Here is a 19883-nt window from a genome sequence, read left to right as displayed (position 1 = left end):
GGATCACAGATCCCCCATAATTTTCTGATTGAAGCCAAACACGCGGCGGGCACCGGAAATCGGGATCAGGTGCACCTCTCGGCGTTGACCCGGCTCAAATCGGACGGCGGTGCCGGCGGCGATGTCCAGACGCAACCCGTGGGCGGCGGTGCGGTCAAACTCCAGCGCGGGGTTGGTTTCGGCGAAATGATAATGGCTGCCAACCTGAATGGGACGGTCGCCGGTGTTGGCCACCATCAAGCTGGTGACTTTTGCGTTTGCGTTCAGGATCAACTCGCCCTCAGCGGGGATCAGTTCGCCAGGGATCATTTCAGGTTCCACACCAAAAGCGCCAGTGCGCCAACAACCACAGTGCCAACAAGGATGGGCAGCCATAGAGGGTCGCCAGCGTGCGGATGTAGGTGGGCGCCGGAGTGCGCAAGGGCGGGCGTTGTGGCGGTTGTGGCGAGGGCGGCAATGGCAAAACGTTGCATCAGAAGGCTCCTTTAGCGGATGGGGTTGTGCACGGTGACAAGTTTGGTGCCATCAGGGAAGGTGGCCTCGACTTGTACTTCGTGGATCATGTCTGCGATTCCAGCCATGCATTGTGCGCGGGTGATCACGCGGGCGCCGGACTGCATGAGGTCGGCCACGGATTTGCCGTCGCGCGCACCTTCGACCACGGAGTCGGTGATCAGGGCGATGGCTTCCGGGTGGTTGAGTTTTACGCCGCGCGCGAGGCGCTTGCGGGCCACTTCGGCGGCCATGGCGATCAGCAGTTTGTCTTTTTCACGTGGCGTGAGTTGCATCGGGTCAGAGCATCCATGTTCGAGGAAGATCAGCGCCGTTCAGGTAGGTCAGCGCGGGAATGAGGGACTGGCGCAGGGCGTGGCCGTCACTTGCGAGAATGCGCGCAAATAACAGACCGTCGCGGATCAGGCTGGCACCAGCGGTGTGCGGCAGGTGGCTGCGCAGCGTGTCCAGATAGCGATCCGCATCTGGCGCGGCGAGCAGGAGCGTGGCCATGGCGCGAGCGCCGCCAGCGATGGCGGTGCGGTTCAAGTGCTTTTGTACGTTGCCTGACAGTTTCACGCGGTCGGCAAAAAGCAGGTCGCCGTCTCGTTTCACGGTGATGCGATCAAACAAGTCTGCGGCTTGCACGGTTTCTCCCATGGCGGTGCGGCCAAAGATCATGGGTTCCACCATCAGGAAGCGTGACGTGCTGTGCATGTCGACGGTGAGGCTGCGCGACAAGGCGGCGCCGTCAAACAGGATGGTTTCTTGGGGCAGCCAATCCATCCGCGCACCGGCCGCGAGGCTGAGTGTATTGTCGAGGCGGCCTGTGCGGACGTCGATGCTGCGATAGGCGCGCTCAGCGGCTTGAGTTGTGAGCGTTAGATGGCTGCCTTCGCCTGCATGCGCGTTGACATCAAACTGATCTCCGCCGGTGATGCCGCCAGCCGTATTCAGCAGGACCGCTTGCAGAGCAGCGGTGCGCCCGTTTGGATAGTTGGCGTTTGGGAACAACACGCGGCTGGAGCCGGACAGGCGCAGATCATCCAACACAGAGAGGCCATCGCGCAGTTTGCTGCGGATGTCAGCCGTGCCGATGGCGCGGGGCTGCTGGGCCTGAGCAGGCGGTGATATGGGCGCAAAGGCGGTGATGGCGTGTGTCCTGATGTGAGCGGGTGCTTTATCGCTGGCATCACTCAGGAGAGGTCAAAAGGTGCGCTGCTGCTGAATTGAGCAGACGCAAAAGGGTGTGATGAAAAATAAGTCGAAATCTTCGGGGGCGCCCAAAAATTGCGCAATTGGAGAATGCGCGGCAGATTGTCCGTGCCCAATTGTGTTTTGAGCTGTCAAAGGCCATTTTGCCGCCAGTTTCGAATCGCCTGAAATCAGGTGTTTGGTGGCCTCTCAAGGGTCACTTTCAAAGCCCGGCACAGGTCCGGAAAAGGAGCCCAACATGAGCTTTGATCGCAAAATCAAAATTGCACCGTCCATTCTCTCAGCGGATTTTGCCAACTTTGGCCAGGAAATCCGTGCGATCGAGGATCAAGGCGCAGATTGGGTGCATGTGGATGTGATGGACGGGCATTTTGTGCCAAACCTGACCTTTGGCCCGCCCGCCGTGAAAGCGTTCCGTCCACACGTCAAAACCTTCATGGACGTACATCTGATGATCGCGCCGGTGGATCCGTACATTGAGGCCTATGCCGAAGCGGGTGCCGATATGATCACTGCGCATGTGGAGGCAGGTCCCCACATTCACCGCACCATTCAGGCAATTAAGGCACAGGGCGTGAAAGCTGGTGTGAGCTTGAACCCGGGCACGCCGCTGGAGAGCATCGAACATGTGCTGGATCTGGTGGACATGGTGCTGATCATGACCGTGAACCCTGGCTTTGGCGGTCAGAAGTTCATTCATTCCGGCGTCGAGAAAACCCGCCGTTTGCGCCAGATGATTGGCGACCGCGAGATCCACATTCAGATCGATGGCGGCGTGACCACCGAAACCGCGCCATTGGTGGCCGAAGCCGGTGCCGACGTTCTGGTGGCGGGCTCTGCTGTGTTCAAAGGCGGCTCTGTGGATAAGGCGGAGGTCTACGGTGAGAACATCCGCGCGATCCGCGCGGCCGCCGAAGCGGCGCAGTAAAGCGCAGAGTTTGGGGCGGGATCATTCGCGGATTTCGTCCGCTTCCACGCCCCAAAGATCTTCTTTCAAAACCCAGCCTTTGTAGCCGCCCGCATTGAGGCGGCACCAATCTGGGTTGCACTCTTCCAATTTGGCAATCACGCCGTGTTCCAGATGCGCGGCTGCGGCGACCTTTTCACCCGGTCGCACGGCCAGCGGCAGCATGTCTTTTTGTACAATTACGGTGCGTACGCCGGAGAGCAGAGAGTAGTGCACCCAGCCGCCCGCGCCTTCGATGTCGCGCACACGCCGCCAGTGACCGTATTCGGCAGTGATCTGCAACGGCATGGATTTGCGGGTGAACACCCAATCAATACGGTGAGTACGCGACGGGCCGCGACGCACATTTGCTTTGGTGGCTTTCAGCGACACGTAGCGTGGCATCGGCAGGTTGGTGACCGGCCCACGTTTTTTCTCTGCCGGGGCCTCAGCCGCAACAGATGTTGTGAGCGCCAATAGCAAAGCTGCGCCCAAGCTCACGAGAGATTTTTGACCCAAGGTGAACATATTGCCTGATTTTTCTGCTCTGGTGGCGCTCGCAGGTTCTTGTGCCTGACTGACCTGTGGGGCAGTGTGGCAGCAACGCGCCGAATTGGAAAGCATTGGGAGGCCCTGCATGCCAAAGCAACGTCTGAGTGTTGTCGTTACGCGACGCTTACCGGAAGCTGTTGAAACACGACTGTCAGAACTCTTTGACGTACGCCTGCGCGACGATGATACGCCGATGAGCCGCGAGCAGCTGGCCGAGGCGATGAAAGACGCAGACGTTTTGGTGCCCACCTTGAGCGATAAGATTGACGCCAATCTGATTGCGCAGGCCGGCGAACGGTTGAAGTTGATTGCCAACTACGGCGCGGGTGTCGATCACATCGATGTGGCCTCTGCCCGTCAACGCGGCGTGCTTGTCTCCAACACACCGGGTGTGTCTGCAGATGATACGGCGGATATGGCGCTGGCGCTGATCCTGGGGGTGACCCGTCGCGTGGGTGAAGGGGTGCAGCGTATGCAGTCCGGTGAATGGGACGGCTGGGCGCCTACCGCGCTTTTGGGCGGTCGTGTGAGTGGCAAGCGGCTTGGCATTCTGGGCATGGGCCGCGTGGGCACCGCCGTGGCGCGGCGCGCGCAGGCCTGTGGCATGCAGATCCATTACCACAACCGCCGTCGTTTGCGCCCCGAGATCGAAGAGCAATATGAGGCGACCTATTGGGAGAGCCTGGACCAGATGCTGGCGCGTATGGATGTGGTGTCGGTGAACTGTCCGCACACACCGTCGACGTTCCACCTGCTCAATGCGCGGCGCTTGAAGCTGATGAAGCCCGGCTCCGTGATCATCAACACCTCGCGCGGCGAGGTGATTGACGAGAACGCCATGGTGCGTCTGCTGAAGTCCGGCGAAATCGCTGGCGCAGGTTTGGATGTGTATGAGCATGGGCATGAAATCCACCCGGATCTGCGTGGGCATCCCAACGTGGTGCTGATGCCGCATATGGGGTCGGCCACGGTGGAAGGGCGGATTGAGATGGGTGAGAAAGTCCTCATCAATATCAAGACCTTCGATGATGGGCACCGGCCACCGGATCTGGTGGTTCCGGCGATGCTCTAAAGCATCATGCGCGCTTTCGTTGGCATTCCGTTGGACGGGCCAGAGGCGGAAGCGCTTTTGGATGTGCAAGGGCGGATTGCTGTGGGGCGTGAGGTGCCAGCGGCGAATTTGCATCTGACGTTGGCGTTTCTGGACGACCAGCCGGTTGAGATGCTCGAGGCGTTGCACGAAGAGCTGGAACTGATCCGGCAGTCGCAGTTTGAACTCCACCTCAAGGGCATGGATATTTTTGGCGCGCCGCGCAGTCGGTCTTTTGGGCTATTGGCAGCGCCTGACCCGGTGTTGATGGCGTTGCAAGCGGATGTGGCTCAAGCGGCGCGGCGGCTGGGCATTGGGCTGGAGAAACGCCGGTTTCGCCCGCATGTGACGCTGAGCCGGTTTCGCGATGGGCGGCAGCCACCGGAGCGGGTGCAGGCGGCCCTGTCGCGCGGGGCCTCACTGGAAATTGATCCGATCCTTGTGAGCGAAATCGCCTTGTATCGTTCGTCTTTGACCTCGGAAGGTGCGGTCTATGAGATCCTCAGCAGCTATCCGCTGTTGGTGCAGGGGCTGTCCTGACCTAAGCTGATTTTCAAGCGGCGACCGAAGCCTTGGGTTGCCGGATTGCATTTTGGTTTGGGAGTTGGTCATGAAGCGATTTTTATCAGCGGTTTCTGTTGCTTGCCTGTTGGCGTCCACGTCCGGTGCGCAGGAGGCGGCGGATGGTGTGGCGCCAGAAGAGGGCTCCGCGCTGGGCATGACTGTGCCGCAAAGCCTGCAGGCGGCGCTGTCCGCCAAGACGCAGGGCGCGCCCACCGAGGCAAAGGATTGGATGGTTGCGGCGGCGCACCCCTTGGCGGTGGAGGCTGGCGCAGAAGTGTTGCGCGACGGAGGCACGGCGGCGGACGCCATGGTGGCGGTGCAGGCTGTATTGGGTCTGGTCGAGCCGCAGAGCTCGGGTTTGGGCGGTGGTGCCTTCTTGGTCTGGTATGACGCCGAAAGCGGAGAAGTGACCACGCTGGATGGGCGCGAGACCGCGCCATTGGCGGCCACTCCTCGGTTGTTTCAGGATGAGAACGGCGAAACATTGAAGTTCTTTGAGGCGGTTGTTGGCGGGCGGTCCGTGGGCGTTCCGGGGACTCCGATGTTGATGGAAGTGGCGCACCGCAAATGGGGGCGCAGCCAGTGGCCAAGCCTATTTTTGCCGGCCATTCGCCATGCTGAAATCGGCTTCCCTGTGTCGCCGCGTATGGCCGCATCCGTGGCACGGGATGCCGAACGGCTGGCGTCTCACCCTGTCACCGCTGGCTATTTCCTACCCGGAGGCACCCCGCTAGCGGAAGGTGAGATCCTGTTCAACATGGATTACGCCAAGAGCCTGCGCTTGATGGCAGCACAGGGCGCGGCCCCGTTTTACACCGGTGAGATCGCGGCGGATATTGTGGGGGCTGTACAGGACGCGAACAATCCGGGCGTGCTGAGCGCGGTGGATTTGGCGCTGTATCAGGTCAAGGAGCGGCCGGCGGTCTGTGTGGAGTACCGCACGCATGATGTTTGTGGCATGGGGCCGCCATCATCCGGCGGGCTGACCGTGGGGCAAATCCTCGGATTGGTGCAGCCCTATGACATTGCAGGGATTGGGCCTGACAGCGCGGATGCTTGGCGGCTGATTGGCGATGCCTCCCGCCTCGCCTTTGCTGATCGGGGCCGCTACATGGCCGACAGTGACTATGTGCCGGTGCCAAGCGTGGGGCTGTTGGCAACAGAGTATCTGGCGGAGCGTGCAAAGCTGTTGGAAGGCACTGCGGCTTTGGAAAGCGTGGAGCCGGGCGCGCCGGAGTTTGATCATGCGTTGCACTATGCGGATGGAGAGAGCTTTGCGCAGCCATCCACGTCGCACATCTCCATTGTCGACAGCTACGGCAATTCCCTGTCCATGACGACGACGATTGAAAACGGTTTTGGTAGTCGGGTGATGACCAATGGCTTCCTGCTCAACAACGAGCTGACGGATTTTTCTTTCCGCTCCCATCGTGATGGTGTGCCGGTGGCCAATCGGGTTGAGCCGGGCAAACGGCCGCGTTCCTCAATGGCGCCAACCATTGTGCTGAAGGATGGTAAGCCAACTCTGGTGGTGGGCAGCCCGGGCGGCAGTCGGATCATTGGCTATGTCGCCAAGACCATCATCGCGCATCTGGATTGGGGGATGGACGTGCAGCAGGCAATTGATCTGCCACATCTGGTGAACCGCTTTGGCACCTATGACATTGAAGCAGAAAGCGCGGCGATGGAGTTTGGCGAGCCGCTGACCGGCATGGGCTACAAGGTGAATGCACGCGACCTGAATTCCGGCTTGCACGCAATTGCCGTTGGGGAGAGTTTGCAGGGGGGCGCGGACAACCGGCGTGAGGGGCTGGCCTATGGCGAATAGCCGCGCTTGACCTTGGGATAGGTGCCGCGTAGCCATGGCGCAAAGCGACATGGAGAAGGGGAGTGCCCATGGGATTGGCAGTGGATTTGCCGCGCAATGAAGATGGTATTGCGGCGGCGTTGGGTGTGTTGAAACAGCAGTTTGGCGAGGCGTTTCACACCGGCCAGTCGATGCGGGAGCAGCACGGGCACACCACCACCTGGATCAAGACACAGGCGCCGGATGCGGTGATCTTTGCCAAGTCCACCCAAGAGGTGAGCGACATCGTGAAGACCTGCGCCACCCATAAGGTGCCGGTGATTGCCTATGGCACCGGCACTTCGCTGGAGGGCCACGTGAATGCACCGGCGGGTGGGGTGTGTATCGACCTGACCGAGATGAACAAGGTTGTGGCAGTGAATGCCGAGGACCTCGATTGTGTGGTGCAGCCGGGGGTGACGCGCGAGCAGTTGAATCTGGAACTACGCGACCAGGGGCTGTTTTTCCCAATTGACCCCGGCGCCAATGCGTCGCTGGGCGGCATGGCCTCCACCCGCGCCAGTGGTACCAATGCGGTGCGCTATGGCACGATGAAAGACAACATTCTGAGCCTTGAGGTTGTGCTGCCGTCTGGTGAGGTGATCCGCACGGCAAGCCGGGCCAAGAAATCCAGCGCGGGCTACGATCTGACCCGTCTGATGATTGGTTCTGAAGGCACCTTGGGCATCATCACCGAGATCACGCTGAAGCTGCAGGGTATTCCAGAAGCGATGTCCTCGGCGCGCTGTTCGTTTGAGACCATTGATGCGGCCTGTCAGGCGGTGATGATGACCATTCAGTATGGCATCCCAGTGGCACGGATTGAGTTGCTGGATTCTCTGGCTGTTAAGGCGGCGAATGATTATTCGAAGCTGGACCTGCCGGAGCAGCATTTGCTGTTGCTGGAGTTCCACGGGTCGGAAACCGGTGTAGCGGAACAGGCGGAGATGTTTGGCCATATCGCGGAAGAGGTTGGCGGCACCGGGTTTGAATGGACGCAGAAGGCCGAGGATCGCAGCAAACTGTGGCAGGCGCGGCATGATATGTATTGGGCGGCGTTGGCGTTGCGTCCCGGCGCCAAAGGCATTTCCACCGACGTCTGTGTGCCAATTTCGCGGCTGGCGGAATGTGTGACTGCGGCCAAAGAAAAGGCGGATGAGCTCGGGCTGATCTCTACCGTTGTGGGCCACGTCGGGGACGGCAATTTCCACATGCTGCCGCTGGTGGATATGGACAACCCGGATGAAGTAGCTGCCGCGCAGGGCTATGTCAGCTGGCTCAACGATGTGGCGATTGAGATGGGCGGCACCTGTACCGGTGAGCATGGCATTGGGCAGGGCAAAAAGCCGTACCTGCGCAAGGAACTGGGCGGCGCGGTGGACGTGATGGCGGCGATCAAGACGGCGATTGACCCGGACGGCATCATGAACCCGGGTAAGATTTTTTAATCTTATCAAGTTGGTAGGAGCTCACTCGGCCAAAAATGGCCGAGTGGTCACATTTTTGTGAGTGCCTGACTTCTTTTGTCGGCAACCTTCCCTACGTTTTCGTTGTGATCGAGATCATCGCACGTCATGGTGGTGATTTTACCTCGGTTTTGAACGATTATTTTTGGGAGTACCAAACCATGTTCAAGCATCTGGCTCTGGTGAGCTGTGTTTCTTTTTCCTCAATGGCGATGGCTGCGGAGTTGCAGCCTGTGGATGAGGATTTCCTGGCGCAAGTTGAACATTTTGGCATTTCGCAAGCCAACTGGGACACCGGTGAACATGCGTCGGTGACCTTCCCCAACGCTTACAAATTCACGCGGCACTATGTGGTGGAGCCGGGGGACGCGGTGGCGCCGGAGGTGTGGCAAGATGAGAGCGGATCGCTCGATTTCACCAAGTTGACCGGTCTGGATGCGGATGGTGTTCAGACGCTGGATACACTGCTGAAGTATCGCCTGAAGAACCACTCGATGGTGGTGCTCAAAGGCGACCGGTTGTTGCATCAGCACTTCTGGAGCGGGATGACGCCGGAGAGCACGCATCTGGATATGTCGGTGACTAAGTCTTTCACCGCGACTTTGGCTGGGACTGCGGTGGCTGAGGGTAAGTTGGATATGTCCAAACCAGTGGAGGCTTATCTGCCCGAGTTCAAAGGTACAGCGTTTGAGGGTGTCTCGGTGCAGGATGTGGCGGATATGAATTCCGGCCTGGATATCAAGACACCGCCGTTTATGTCCTGGGATCCAAGGTTTACGCAGTCGCAGGAGTGGAATGGCCCCAATGACAGCGGGCTCAACGGCATTCAGGACTACCTGCTGACCATCGATAGTCAGAAATACGCCCCGGGCACGCATTATCAGTATCAGGACCCAAACACCGAGATTTTGGGCCTGATTGTGGAGAAGGTCACGGGCGAGAAGTTGGCGGACTACCTTGAGGCGAAGATCTGGAGCAAACTGGGGGCCGAGGGGCCAGCATACTTTCAGGCGGATGCGGCGGGCAACACGGTGGCCTCCGGTGGCTTGAACATGCGCACACGAGATCTGGCCAAAATGGGGCGTGTGTTCCTCAACGAAGGTCAAAACCATCTGGGTGAGCAAGTGGTGCCTCAGGCGTTCCTTGAGGCGCTGTGGGAAGGCAATGACCGCGTGCGGGCGGCCTGGTCCGTTGGCAAAGAGGCTGCTCTGGCGCCGGATGGCTGGTACAAGGATCAGATCCGCGTGCTGAACATCAAAGGCCACAAGATCATCGTTTTTGTTGGCATTCATGGGCAGACGTTGGTGATGGAGCCAGCGACGGACACGGTGATTGCGATGAATGGTGGGTACCCGCAGACTGAGACCGAGCGTATGAACACGCTTTTATTTGTGGAGATTGTGCCTGCGATCCTGGAGGCGGTGGCGCCACTGTAAAATGTCGCGACAGGGAAAAGGAAAAGCCCCGGCGGTTGCGCGGGGCTTTTTGCTGTCTGAGCGTGTCGGGATCGCAGGAGCCTCCGGCGGGGATCCTTGAGGCCAAATGAAGCCAGATGGGCCTAGCGGTAGACCTCGTCCTCGCTTGGGAAGCTGCGGTCTTTGACTTCGTCGGCGTATTGGCTGACGGCGCGCTCGATGGCCGGGCCGAGGTCGCCGTAGACTTTCACAAACTTCGGAGTCCATTCGTTCAGGCCGAGCATGTCTTCAAGCACAAGGATTTGGCCGTCACACTCGGCAGAAGCGCCAATGCCGATGGTTGGGATCGGGATTTGCTTGGTGATCTTGGCCGCGAGGGGTTCAACCATGCCTTCAAGCACAATAGCGAAGGCGCCGGCCTCAGCCACGGCTTGCGCGTCTTCTTCGTGCATCGCCCAGGTGTCTTCGTCGCGGCCCTGAGTTTTGAAGCCGCCCATGACGTGGCTGGATTGCGGCGTGAGACCAATGTGGGCCATCACGGGGATGCCGCGCTCGGTGAGGAAGCGGATGGTTTCGGCCATGCGCTTGCCGCCTTCGAGTTTCACCGCACCGCAGCCGGTTTCTTTCATGATCTTGGCGGCGTTGCGGAAGGCCACGGAGGGGCTTTCCTCGTAGGTGCCAAAAGGCATGTCCACGACCACCAGCGCTTTTTGGGTGCCGCGCACCACAGCTTTGCCGTGCATGATCATCAGATCGAGTGGCACGCCAACGGTGCTTTCCATGCCGTGCATGACCATGCCGAGGCTGTCGCCAACCAGAATGAAGTCGGCGTATTTGTCCACGATGGCAGCGGTATGCGCGTGGTAGCTGGTGAGGCTGACAATCGGCTCGGCACCCTTGCGGTTGGCGATCTGTGGCACCGTGGTGCGGCGGATGGGGGTCTGTGTGCTCATGGTGTGACAACCCTTTGGTCAATCAGGAGAATGTCGCCGAAGGCAACGGAGATCATGATGGCGGTGGGGCCTGTGAGCGGCCCGTCGATGGTATTGAGTGTTTCGGCGGCGACGATGTCCAGCCCTTTGAGGACAGCACGTGGCTCGGCGGCGATGGTGTCTGCGATGACTTTGTGCAGGTCGGCAATCGTGGCACCGGTTGCGGCGGCCTTGGCGGCAGCGAGGGATTTGGAAAGGACCAGCGCGGCTTGGCGATCCTCAGCCGAAAGGCGTACGTTGCGCGAGGACATGGCAAGGCCGTCGGGCTCTCGCACTGTTGGCGCACCCACAATAGTGAGAGGCATGTGCAGATCAGCAACCATGCGCTTGATGACCTGAAGTTGCTGGTAGTCTTTTTCGCCAAATACAGCCACGTCGGGCTGCACAATGTTAAAGAGCCGGGCCACCACGGTGGTCACGCCGCGGAAATGGCCCGGGCGGACTTCGCCGTGCAGCATGTTGGCCAAACGCGTGGTTTCGACGATGGTTTCGTCACCGGCCGGATACATGGTCTCCACCTCAGGGAGGAACACCACGGCGACACCCGCTTCGCGCAGCATCGCAAGGTCGCGCGCCTCATTGCGGGGGTAGGCCTCCAGATCAGCGCTTTCGCCAAATTGGGTGGGGTTCACAAAGATCGAGACAACCACATGGTCGGCCTCTGCCTTGGCGGTTTCCACAAGCGACATATGGCCAGCGTGGAGAAAGCCCATGGTGGGCACCATTGCCACGGTTTCACCGGTGGCGCGAAGCTGTTGGACTGCAGCGCGGCAGTCCGAAATCGAGCGGCAAATACGCATTCTTGCCTGTCTCCCTTCAAGGTGGTTGTGGGGTGTAATGCCCCCGCTGCGATGCAGCAAGGCTTTTTGCGCCTACGTGGCGTCGCAATTGTGCAATCAAGCGTCGGCTGGACCGTGCGTTTTTGCGCGGTTTCGGTACAGTTTGCGCAAAAGGATTATGCTCAGGGGAGTCGCCTGTCTCATGAAAACAAACGTAAAAGCCCTTGTTGTTGGCGGCGGTGCCGTTGGCACGTCGATTGCCTATCACCTCGCAAAGGCCGGTTGGGACGATGTGATGCTGATTGAGCGGGATGAGCTGACCTCCGGCTCGACCTGGCACGCCGCCGGGTTGCTGCCGCTGTTCAATATGTCCTATGCGACCACGCATATTCACCAGTATTCGGTGGATTTCTATAAGACGCTGGAAGAAGAGACTGGGCTGAACGCTGGTTTTGCCGTGGTCGGCAACCTGCGTATGGCGCAGACGCAAGACCGCATGGACGAGTTCATGCTTTACGCCTCCACCGCAGAAACCTGTGGTGTGAAGTATGAGTGGCTGTCTCCGGAACAAATCAGCGAACGCTGGCCGCTGATCAAGACCGATGACCTCAAAGGCGCGTTGTTCCACACTGAGGATGGCTATATCAACCCGGCGGATGTGACCATGGCGATGGCCAAAGGCGCGCGGCAGCGGGGCGTGGACATCGTGCGGAAGATCCAGGCGGATGCGTTCCACTGGAATGGCACCCATTGGGAAGTGACTTGCACCAAGATGGTGGAAAAGGGCGGCAACCTGGTGCCGAGCGATGAGACCTTTGTGATCACCGCAGAGCATGTTGTGACCGCATCGGGCAACCACGCGCAGCGCACGGCGAAGATGCTGGGCATCAAGATGCCTGCGATCCCTGTCGAGCACACGTTCATCGTGATGGATCAGGATCCGGAACTGGTGAAATGGCGTGAAGCGGGCAATCCGGAGCACCCGGTTGTGCGCGATGCGGACAATGAGAGCTATGCGCGTGAGGAACGTGGCGGCTGGATTTTGGGTATCTATGAGCATGGCGCACCGGCGCGGTTTGAGCATGGGGTGCCGGACAGCTTCCGCGCCGATCTGTTCCCGCTCGATCTGGACCGGATCGCGGATCAGTATATGGCGATGGCGGAGCGTGTGCCGTCCTGTGCCGAAAGCGGCCTGAAAGACGACTTCAACGGGCCGATCTGTTACACGCCAGATGGCAACCCTCTGGTGGGGCCAGCGCCGGGGCTGCGCAACATGTGGCTGGCGGAAGGCTTTAGCTTTGGCATCACCGCGGCGGGTGGCACGGGCTACTACCTCGCGCAGATGATGGTGGATGGCGAGGCCGAGATCGACATGGCGTCGCTGGACCCTAAGCGCTACTCGCAGAACTGGATGACCACCGAGTTTGCCGCGCGCAAAAACGAAGAGTGCTATGAGCACGTCTACATCCTGCACCACCCGGATGAGGAACGACCCGCGTGTCGTCCGCTGCGGACCTCTCCGGCGTTTGACCGACAGAAAGCAAAAGGTGCGCAGTTTGGCTGGGTCAATGGTTGGGAACGGCCGAACTACTATGGCCCGCTGGATGCGCCATCGAACTTTGATGAGCAGAGCCGCAGCTTCCGCCGTGGCGGTTGGTGGCAGTACGCCGTGGATGAGGCGAAAGCGATCCGTGAGGGCGTGGGCCTGATCGACGCAACCGCCTTTACCAAACATGTGGTCAAAGGGCCCGGCGCGACCCAGTTCCTCGATTGGTTCACCTGTAACAAGCTGCCAAAAGTCGGGCGCATCAACCTGACCTATGCGTTGACGGCGGCGGGTACGACGCGGACCGAATACACCATCGTACGCAATGGCGAGAACAATTATTATCTAGTCTCCGCGGGGGCTTGGACCGAATACGACGCGGATTTCCTGCGCAAGGCGGCCGAGGACAAGATGGAGGAGTTTGGCTACATCGAGATCCAGGATGTGACCACGCAGTGGGGTGTGTTTGCCATTGCCGGGCCAAAGTCGCGTGATGTGCTGAAGAAAGTGATCAGCGATGCCGATCCAGAGACTGCGCTGTCCAACAAGCGCTTCCCCTGGTTGTCTGCGCGCCAGATTGAACTGGGCATGTGTCCGGTGAATGCGATCCGTGTGGCCTATACCGGTGAGTTGGGCTGGGAGCTGCACCATCCGATTGAGATGCAGAACTATCTCTGGGATCTGCTGACTGAAGCAGGGGCGGAGTTTGACATGAAACTCGTAGGGGCGCGGGCGCAGAACTGGCTGCGTCAGGAGAAAAGCTACCGCGCATTTGGCACCGAGCTTGGCCGTGACGCGACGCCAGCCGAGGCCGACCTGCCACGCTTCATCGACCTTTCCAAAGACTTCCACGGCAAAGCCGAGATGGAGGCGCTGGGCGTGCGGGTGAAGTGCTGCACCTTGCTGATTGATGGGCCGGAAGATGCAGACCCATGGGGGCGTGAGGTGCTTTACACGCCGGAAGGTGAGCGCGTTGGGCGTTTGACCTCGGGCGGCTACTCGGTGGCCTTTGAGAAGAGCATCGGCATGGGCTACGTGAAGCCGGATCTGGCGGTCGAAGGCACCAAGCTGAAGGTCAAAATCCTGGATCAGTTGTGGGATGCCACAGTGACCTGCGACAGCCCTTATGATCCTAAAAACGAGACCATCCGCAAAGACGGTTAAGGTTCCCCCGGGAATAGAAAACGCCCCGCCATTGAGCGGGGCGTTTTGCGTTTAGTATTCGCCTTTGGTGATCACGCCGTCTTTGTTGGCGTCCACCCGTTCAAACCATTCACGCAGAGCGGTCTCCAGTTCCGCGCGGGTGACCGAGCCGTCGAGGTTCAGGTCTGTGTTTTCCCGGCCCAAACCAGACACCGCGCGCAAGAGCAGGGAGGACGCGTCTTTGCCAGCGGCCTCCGCGCGGGCCTTGTCAAAGGCGGTGTATTCCTCGTTGCTGAGCGCGCCATCGCCGTCAGCGTCAAAGGTCTCAAAGATGGACTTGCGCAGCTCTTCCACGTCGGCCCACGTGATGGTGCCGTCGCTGCCAAAACTCCAACTGGAGATGTCAGCGGCCTGGGCGGTGAAGGCGGTGGAGCAGGCCAGAAAGCCAGCCAAAACAAGAGAGCGTCGCATGGGAAGGTCCAATGTGTTGCGGAACAATTGGACCCAACCATAAGTGGCAATCGGGACAGTGTCAGCCCGCAGTGAGCTCTTCAAAACACTCCTGTGCTTTTGCCGCATACATCATTGCTGGCCCACCGCCCATCTGGATCGCCATGGCCAGCACATCGGCCACTTCTTCCTTGGTGGCGCCGGCCCGCACGAGGGCGTCACAGTGCAGGGAGATGCAAGGCTCACAGCGGCTGACAACGGCCATGCCAAGCGCGACAAACTCCTTGGTCTTCACGTCGAGCACACCGCCTTCTTTTACGGATTTGCTCAACCCGCCAAAGGCGCGTGCGGTGTCAGGGATGGCTTTGTTCAATCCGCGCAGTTGGGTGCGGGTTTCAGAAATTTTGTCTGTCCAGCTCATGGGAATCTCCTTGGTTTGCGTGCATCATATTCCGTTTGAGGAATGTGAATTTGATCTCGATCAGGTGCGATGCAAAAAAGGAGGGCGTGACGTGGCGTCCTAAGATGGCGCTTGCCAAGTCAGGAGCAGGTTGTTGGCAGGCATCTCAATGGGCTTATTGGGCGTCAGGTCACAGGAGGCGCCAAAAGCCTGAATGGCGACGTCGGATTTATACCCGATTTCAGGATCTTGCGTGCGCAGGCTTTGATCGAACTGGACGTCGCCGTCGGAGACCAAAACCCCATCACGCGAGAATGGACCGTAGACTACAAGGTACCCGCCTGGTGCCAAGGCTTGTGCCGCTTCCGAGATGAGTACCTCGGCCTCTGTTTGACTGATCAAGTGCAGCAGGTTGCTGAGCAGGATCAGGTCCGCAGGGCCGGAGATGCCGCTCCAACCTGGTGCGGTTGCGTCGAGCAGGATCGGGGTTTCCACGTTGGTTAGCGCGGCTTCGGAGAGATAGGCCGCAATGCTGGCAATCCGGTCTTCGGCAATTTCGGTGGGCTGCCACGTGACCAGCGGAAATGCCTTGGCATAAGAGACGATGTGCTGGCCGGTGCCGCTGGCGATCTCTAAGGCACGGCCTTGAGGCGGGACAAGCTCCGCCAGCGCCTTGGTCAGCGGTTCTGTGTTGCGCGCTGCGGACGGGGCAAAGAGCTTGCCGCCGCTGTCGGGTGTGGCAACCGAGGCGCTGTCAGGCAGGTTGAGGCGGCGGGGCATCAGGCAAACCTCTGGGGATTAAGAGCGGCAATGACCTTGCGATCGATTGCCGGTGTTTGTCCGGAAACAAGGTCGGCAACCAGTTGCGCCACAGCCGGGCAGGATTGGAAGCCATAGCCGCCCTGACAGGCCACCCAAAAGAAACTTGGCTCGGCCGCGTCTGGGCCGATCACGAGGTTTCGGTCGGGTGAAAAGGTACGTAAGCCCGCCCATGTGGCTTCGACGCGGGTGACCTCTTCGGTGACAAATTCCTGATAGCGCGCAAGGCCTTCGGCGATGACCATGTCATCCGGCCAAGCGTCAAAGGGCTGCATTGGATCTTCTTCAGCAGGAGACACAATGAGGCTGCCTGCGTCGGGTTTGGAATACCAGTTTTCGTGGATGTCGAGCAGCATGGGCCAGTTTGTGACGTCATGCCCGCCCGGCGCCGGAATGCGCGCCATGGAGCGGCGCAGGGGCGTGACGTTGAGAGGTTTGATGCCCGCGAGTTTGGCGACCTCGTCCACCCAGGCGCCAGCAGCGTTCAGCAGCATTTTGGCGGTGTAGGTTTCGCCGTTTGCCAGGACCTGCCAACCGCCTGAAAGTTTTGTGATTTTGGTCACTTCTTGGCTTGTGTGGACCTCCCCACCGTGGGCGCGGCAGGTTTTGGCAAACCACTGGATCAGCCGGTCGGTGTCTATGTCTTCGCCAGAGTGGTGGTGCGCGACATTGCCAATGGCCTCCGTTTTGAGGATCGGCACCATTTCAGAGGCCTGTTGCAGGTCCATCGGGTCAGCGTCAAAGCTCTCGCAGCAGCGTTTGAACGCTTCGTCTTCGCCTTTGGCGGCGAGGAACATCACGCCGCGTGGGGAAAGGAAGCCGCCATCCTCGGATTTGAAGAAGTCACCGCTGGCGTGGCTGAGTTCTACCGTGCTGGGGGAGCCGTAGTTAGGCTCAAACATTGCGGCGGACCGCCCAGAGGCGTGGTAGCCGAGAGCAGATTCTCTTTCCAGAACAACGGCTTTGCCGAGAGGAGCAAGGCGGGCGGCGGCGGAGATGCCGCCGATGCCACCGCCGATGATGAGAAAATCAATCATGCTTCGTCCAATCTGTCAGTGGCGGGGGCGGGCGTCTGGCTGAGCGCGGTGATCTCGGCGTAGAGTGCGTCGTCCATCTCAAAGCGTGTCGCGGCCAGAGAGGGCTCGAGCTGTGCGAGGTTGCGCGCGGAGAGGATGGGGCTCGGTGCGGCGCTGTGTTTGGCGACCCAGGCGGCGGCCAATGTGGCGGGGTGCACGCCCTGCGCGGCGGCCAATTCGGAAAGATCGGCAGCGGTTTTGCGCATCCAATCAACGTCATAGCGGGCGGCATAGCGTTCATCTGTGGCGAGACGCCCGTCTGCGTTCTTGGCACTGTATTTGCCGGTGAGCAGACCGCCGCCAAGTGGGGAATAGGTGGCTGGCAGGATGTCCAGGTCGGCGCACATGGGCAGAATCTCGACCTCCGCCTGACGTTTCACAAGGCTGTACATCGGCTGGAGAAAGTCGATTGTCAGATCCAGGTTGGAGGCCGCCCAGGTGGCTTTCACAACTTGCCAGGCAGCAAAGTTGGAGAGGCCAACGTGAGAGATCTGCCCGTCCGCCTTGAATTGCGCAAAGGTTTCAAGGGTTTCCTCAATTGGCGTGTCCGCGTCAAAACGGTGCAGATAGAGAATGTCGACGTGATCCATCTTGAGCCGCTGGCGCGACACATCAAATTGTGACCGCAGATTTTCTGCACCCGCGCCGCCGCGGTAGCCAACCTTTGTAGCGATCACCAAACGCTCGCGAAGCGGCGCGGCCAGTTTACCGAGGATCGTCTCGCTGGCGCCATCTGTGTACAGATAGGCGGTGTCAAAATGGATGATGCCGGCGTTCAGGCAGGCCTCAAACATCTCGGCGCTGTCACGCTCGGAGGCGGTGCCGCCAAACTGCATGGTGCCAAAGGCAAAGCGGCTGATCGGGGTGCCGTTCGGGCTGGAAATTGTCTGCGTCATGGCGGGACGTTGCCATGTGAACCATTTCGGGGGAAGTGGTTTTTTGCACGTTTTGGGTGGGGTTTTCCAGAGGGCGCGGGGTGCCCCTTGAGGGTACATCTTGGCCAGACGCGGCGTGTGGTTAACCTTTTCCATGTGCCTTAGAACAGTCCCTAAACCACGTCGGTTTTGCGTCGGTATCGCGACTGTTTTACGGAGGTGGGGGTGTGGGGCATGACAAGAGGTGTGGTGGCGTTAATAAATGTCGGAAAAAGGACGCTCTCTCACCAAAGGGAAAGGGCCTGTGGCTCTCCCTTGGCCCCTGTCGCTGAGATGATCCCTGATCCATCGTCCCGTCTGCGTCAAGCGGCCACTCGGCAGGCCTCGCTGGGCCGCTGGACCCAGCCGCTGCGCCAGATCTTTTCGGGATCAGCGACCAGGCTCCGAAGGGAAAGGCACAGGCCGTCCGCCGTGGTGCGGTCCCGCGCAAAACGAAGGGCAGGCAGAGCCGCCAAACTCTGCCTGCCAGATGTGTCCCGGGTTACGGTTGAGGGGTTACAGGCTGCCGACGGCGGCGTGTTCGATGGTCGGCCACATCTCCGCGGCTTTGGCCAGGGTGTCTTCCGGGTTCTCTTTGTACTTGGCAAAGACAGCGGCGTTCACAAAAAGGTAGAGCTTGCCATCGACGATGTCCGCATAGCGGGGATCGCCGTCCAGCTTTTTGCCGATGCCCACGGCGAAAGCGCAGAAGCCACCGTATTGCGGCATGTAGTCTTGTGGCGCGGCTTCAAATTTCTGCGCCGAAATCTCGGAGGCGAAGTAATAGGCGACGCCGTCCACCACCACGGAATGAGCAGCTGCGCCGGTGGTCACCGCATTCAGGGTGGAGAGCGCCACCGCATCCACGCCACGCAGGGCCAGTGGCACGCCGTCAAGCGAGAAGCCGTTGGTGACGTTGACCTCGTCTTCGGCAAAGACCGGCGCGGCCAGTGTCAGGGAGATGGCCGCGAGGGTCACGGTGAGGGTCAGTTTGGTGGTCATGGGGATGTCCTTTCAAGATCATGGGGAAGAAAAGGCCTGTTGCGCGGCGTCTTGGGAAAGCCGGGCAACAGGCAAGGGGAGTGCCCGGCCCCAACGGAATGATCGGGAAGAGTTGGAGCCGGGACGGGGTGGCCACACAAACGCGGGGACGCGCGTCGGGAAGAGGCAGCCACCAAAGGGGGCGCAGGCGTAGGGACAGGACTGCGCCCCAAGGGAAGGCTTACATGTTGTAAGCAGCTTTGATGGCGGCCACGGTGTTGTCCGTGTTGTCGACCTTGCTGGCGATCATGCGGAAATTGGTCAGCGAGGCGGCGTAACCGTCATAGAACTCGGTGATGGCACCGGCGGTGGCGTCAGTCACGACCATGACCTCAAAGCCGGCCTCGATCAGGGAGCGCATGTGGCTTTCAGTGCAGAGGTTGGACGACATGCCGCCGAGGATGACCTTATTGATGCCTTTCTTACGCAGTTGCAGCGCGAGATCATTGCTGTCCGGGCCGTAGACCTTGTGTGGGCTGGTCACCAGCACGTGGTCATGCTCGAAATAGTGCTTGTAGCTTTCCAGCCAGTCGGCACCGGAGCCTTCAAAGCCGGTCATGTCGAGTGCGCTGGGGCGGTCAAACATGCCGATGCTGTGCATCAGCGTTTCCAGCGTGCCTTCGAAGTGCCATTTGTGGTCGTGCTCATAATAGTAGTGTGGCGAGACAAACAGCGGCATGCCCACTTCTTCGGCCACGGCAAACAGCGCGTCGAGGTTTTCGACGGTGCCGTTTTCCGTGATCGACTGGCCGACCACGCCCCAGGTCACGCCGTCCGGCGAGAGGAAGTCGTTTTGCGGGTCGGTGATCACAATGGCGGTGTCGCCCTGGGTGATGTCAAAGCCAGGCATGGGCAGCCCGTCGTTGACCGGCGGCATGGTGGCGGTGGCGGCGCGGGCTTCTTGTGCGCCGGCGGCGGTGGCGCCAAGGCCCAGCACAATAGAACCGGCGGAGATGGTGGCGGCGCCGCCGAGGATGGCGAGGGCCAGAGAGGTGCTGAGGGTGCGGAACGAGGGAGTCATGGGATGTCCTTCTGTCATCAGATGCGTCCGGAGACGCGGTTGCGGTGTTTGGCGCGGGGAGGAGAAGCGCCGGGGTGATGAAGATGGTTTAGGACAGGCCGCGGGGCACAATATTG

At 60.1% G+C, this 19883-nt stretch carries 21 protein-coding genes; 7 read left to right on the top strand and 14 right to left on the bottom strand.

From position 1 onward, the window contains the following. Nucleotides 1–3 precede the first annotated feature (3 nt). From SIB92_RS13095 to SIB92_RS13080, 4 genes are read right to left on the bottom strand one after another with little or no spacing between them, the layout of a single operon-like run. Complete coding sequence (locus tag SIB92_RS13095) at nucleotides 4–309, bottom strand: urease subunit beta (RefSeq protein WP_412552464.1); 306 nt, start codon at nucleotides 307–309, stop codon at nucleotides 4–6. Beyond that, entirely contained in the window at nucleotides 306–473 is a 168-nt protein-coding gene (locus SIB92_RS13090) for a hypothetical protein (RefSeq protein WP_412552463.1), read from the bottom strand. The genes SIB92_RS13095 and SIB92_RS13090 overlap by 4 nt, the downstream gene beginning before the upstream one ends. A 12-nt stretch (nucleotides 474–485) precedes the next feature. Then, nucleotides 486–788: an urease subunit gamma gene (locus SIB92_RS13085; RefSeq protein ID WP_412552462.1), complete on the bottom strand. Its 303-nt coding sequence runs from the start codon at nucleotides 786–788 to the stop codon at nucleotides 486–488. A 4-nt stretch (nucleotides 789–792) separates the two neighbouring features. After that, nucleotides 793–1545 (bottom strand): urease accessory protein UreD, encoded by a 753-nt coding sequence (locus SIB92_RS13080; protein ID WP_412552461.1) that lies wholly within the window; start codon nucleotides 1543–1545, stop codon nucleotides 793–795. Between the two features lie 400 nt (nucleotides 1546–1945). Here SIB92_RS13080 and rpe point away from each other — a divergent pair, with 400 nt between their 5' ends. Then, nucleotides 1946–2635, top strand: coding sequence for a ribulose-phosphate 3-epimerase (gene rpe, locus SIB92_RS13075; protein ID WP_168590928.1), 690 nt, complete (start codon nucleotides 1946–1948; stop codon nucleotides 2633–2635). A gap of 21 nt (nucleotides 2636–2656) precedes the next feature. On the opposite strand, the gene SIB92_RS13070 is transcribed toward rpe, so the two are convergent. Further along, nucleotides 2657–3181: an SH3 domain-containing protein gene (locus SIB92_RS13070; protein ID WP_412552460.1), complete on the bottom strand. Its 525-nt coding sequence runs from the start codon at nucleotides 3179–3181 to the stop codon at nucleotides 2657–2659. A 109-nt stretch (nucleotides 3182–3290) separates the two neighbouring features. Here SIB92_RS13070 and SIB92_RS13065 point away from each other — a divergent pair, with 109 nt between their 5' ends. The 5 genes from SIB92_RS13065 (at nucleotide 3291) to SIB92_RS13045 (ending at nucleotide 9607) form a co-directional block, all read left to right on the top strand. After that, nucleotides 3291–4277, top strand: coding sequence for a 2-hydroxyacid dehydrogenase (locus SIB92_RS13065; RefSeq protein ID WP_412552459.1), 987 nt, complete (start codon nucleotides 3291–3293; stop codon nucleotides 4275–4277). Nucleotides 4278–4283: 6 nt separating this feature from the next. Then, complete coding sequence (thpR, locus tag SIB92_RS13060; protein WP_412552458.1) at nucleotides 4284–4835, top strand: RNA 2',3'-cyclic phosphodiesterase; 552 nt, start codon at nucleotides 4284–4286, stop codon at nucleotides 4833–4835. A 70-nt stretch (nucleotides 4836–4905) separates the two neighbouring features. After that, complete coding sequence (ggt, locus tag SIB92_RS13055; RefSeq protein WP_412552457.1) at nucleotides 4906–6687, top strand: gamma-glutamyltransferase; 1782 nt, start codon at nucleotides 4906–4908, stop codon at nucleotides 6685–6687. A 68-nt stretch (nucleotides 6688–6755) separates the two neighbouring features. After that, the gene (locus tag SIB92_RS13050; protein ID WP_412552456.1) at nucleotides 6756–8153 is read left to right on the top strand and encodes an FAD-binding oxidoreductase; all 1398 of its coding nucleotides are present in this window, start codon (nucleotides 6756–6758) and stop codon (nucleotides 8151–8153) included. Between the two features lie 179 nt (nucleotides 8154–8332). Then, nucleotides 8333–9607, top strand: a complete 1275-nt coding sequence (locus tag SIB92_RS13045) for a serine hydrolase domain-containing protein (RefSeq protein ID WP_412552455.1) — start codon at nucleotides 8333–8335, stop codon at nucleotides 9605–9607. 122 nt (nucleotides 9608–9729) lie between these two features. Here SIB92_RS13045 and panB read toward each other — a convergent pair whose 3' ends face one another. Both panB and panC read right to left on the bottom strand, forming a co-directional pair. Continuing rightward, nucleotides 9730–10539 (bottom strand): 3-methyl-2-oxobutanoate hydroxymethyltransferase, encoded by an 810-nt coding sequence (panB, locus tag SIB92_RS13040; protein WP_412552454.1) that lies wholly within the window; start codon nucleotides 10537–10539, stop codon nucleotides 9730–9732. Continuing rightward, nucleotides 10536–11378 (bottom strand): pantoate--beta-alanine ligase, encoded by an 843-nt coding sequence (panC, locus tag SIB92_RS13035; protein WP_412552453.1) that lies wholly within the window; start codon nucleotides 11376–11378, stop codon nucleotides 10536–10538. The genes panB and panC overlap by 4 nt, the downstream gene beginning before the upstream one ends. A 181-nt stretch (nucleotides 11379–11559) precedes the next feature. On the opposite strand from panC, the gene SIB92_RS13030 reads away from it, so the two are divergent. Beyond that, complete coding sequence (locus SIB92_RS13030) at nucleotides 11560–14067, top strand: GcvT family protein (protein ID WP_412552452.1); 2508 nt, start codon at nucleotides 11560–11562, stop codon at nucleotides 14065–14067. Between the two features lie 51 nt (nucleotides 14068–14118). Here SIB92_RS13030 and SIB92_RS13025 read toward each other — a convergent pair whose 3' ends face one another. The 7 genes from SIB92_RS13025 to SIB92_RS12995 form a co-directional block, all read right to left on the bottom strand. Continuing rightward, a complete protein-coding gene (locus SIB92_RS13025) occupies nucleotides 14119–14517 on the bottom strand; it encodes an EF-hand domain-containing protein (protein ID WP_412552451.1) in 399 nt (132 codons plus the stop codon). A 61-nt stretch (nucleotides 14518–14578) separates the two neighbouring features. Next, entirely contained in the window at nucleotides 14579–14917 is a 339-nt protein-coding gene (locus tag SIB92_RS13020; protein WP_295175843.1) for a carboxymuconolactone decarboxylase family protein, read from the bottom strand. A gap of 99 nt (nucleotides 14918–15016) precedes the next feature. Next, nucleotides 15017–15676: a DUF938 domain-containing protein gene (locus SIB92_RS13015; RefSeq protein WP_412552450.1), complete on the bottom strand. Its 660-nt coding sequence runs from the start codon at nucleotides 15674–15676 to the stop codon at nucleotides 15017–15019. Continuing rightward, nucleotides 15676–16752 (bottom strand): NAD(P)/FAD-dependent oxidoreductase, encoded by a 1077-nt coding sequence (locus SIB92_RS13010; protein ID WP_412552449.1) that lies wholly within the window; start codon nucleotides 16750–16752, stop codon nucleotides 15676–15678. Before SIB92_RS13010 ends, SIB92_RS13015 begins: the two co-directional genes overlap by 1 nt. Next, nucleotides 16749–17687, bottom strand: a complete 939-nt coding sequence (locus SIB92_RS13005; protein ID WP_412552448.1) for an aldo/keto reductase — start codon at nucleotides 17685–17687, stop codon at nucleotides 16749–16751. The genes SIB92_RS13010 and SIB92_RS13005 overlap by 4 nt, the downstream gene beginning before the upstream one ends. A 534-nt stretch (nucleotides 17688–18221) precedes the next feature. Next, nucleotides 18222–18707: a YHS domain-containing (seleno)protein gene (locus tag SIB92_RS13000; RefSeq protein WP_412552447.1), complete on the bottom strand. Its 486-nt coding sequence runs from the start codon at nucleotides 18705–18707 to the stop codon at nucleotides 18222–18224. 220 nt (nucleotides 18708–18927) lie between these two features. Beyond that, complete coding sequence (locus SIB92_RS12995; RefSeq protein WP_412552446.1) at nucleotides 18928–19767, bottom strand: isochorismatase family protein; 840 nt, start codon at nucleotides 19765–19767, stop codon at nucleotides 18928–18930. Between the last annotated feature and the right edge of the window lie 116 nt (nucleotides 19768–19883).

Source organism: Shimia sp. MIT1388, assembly GCF_047124445.1.
Taxonomy (GTDB): Bacteria; Pseudomonadota; Alphaproteobacteria; order Rhodobacterales; family Rhodobacteraceae; genus Shimia.
The sequence above is the reverse complement of the archived record's forward strand: the minus strand, read 5'-3'. Positions and strand labels throughout refer to the sequence as shown.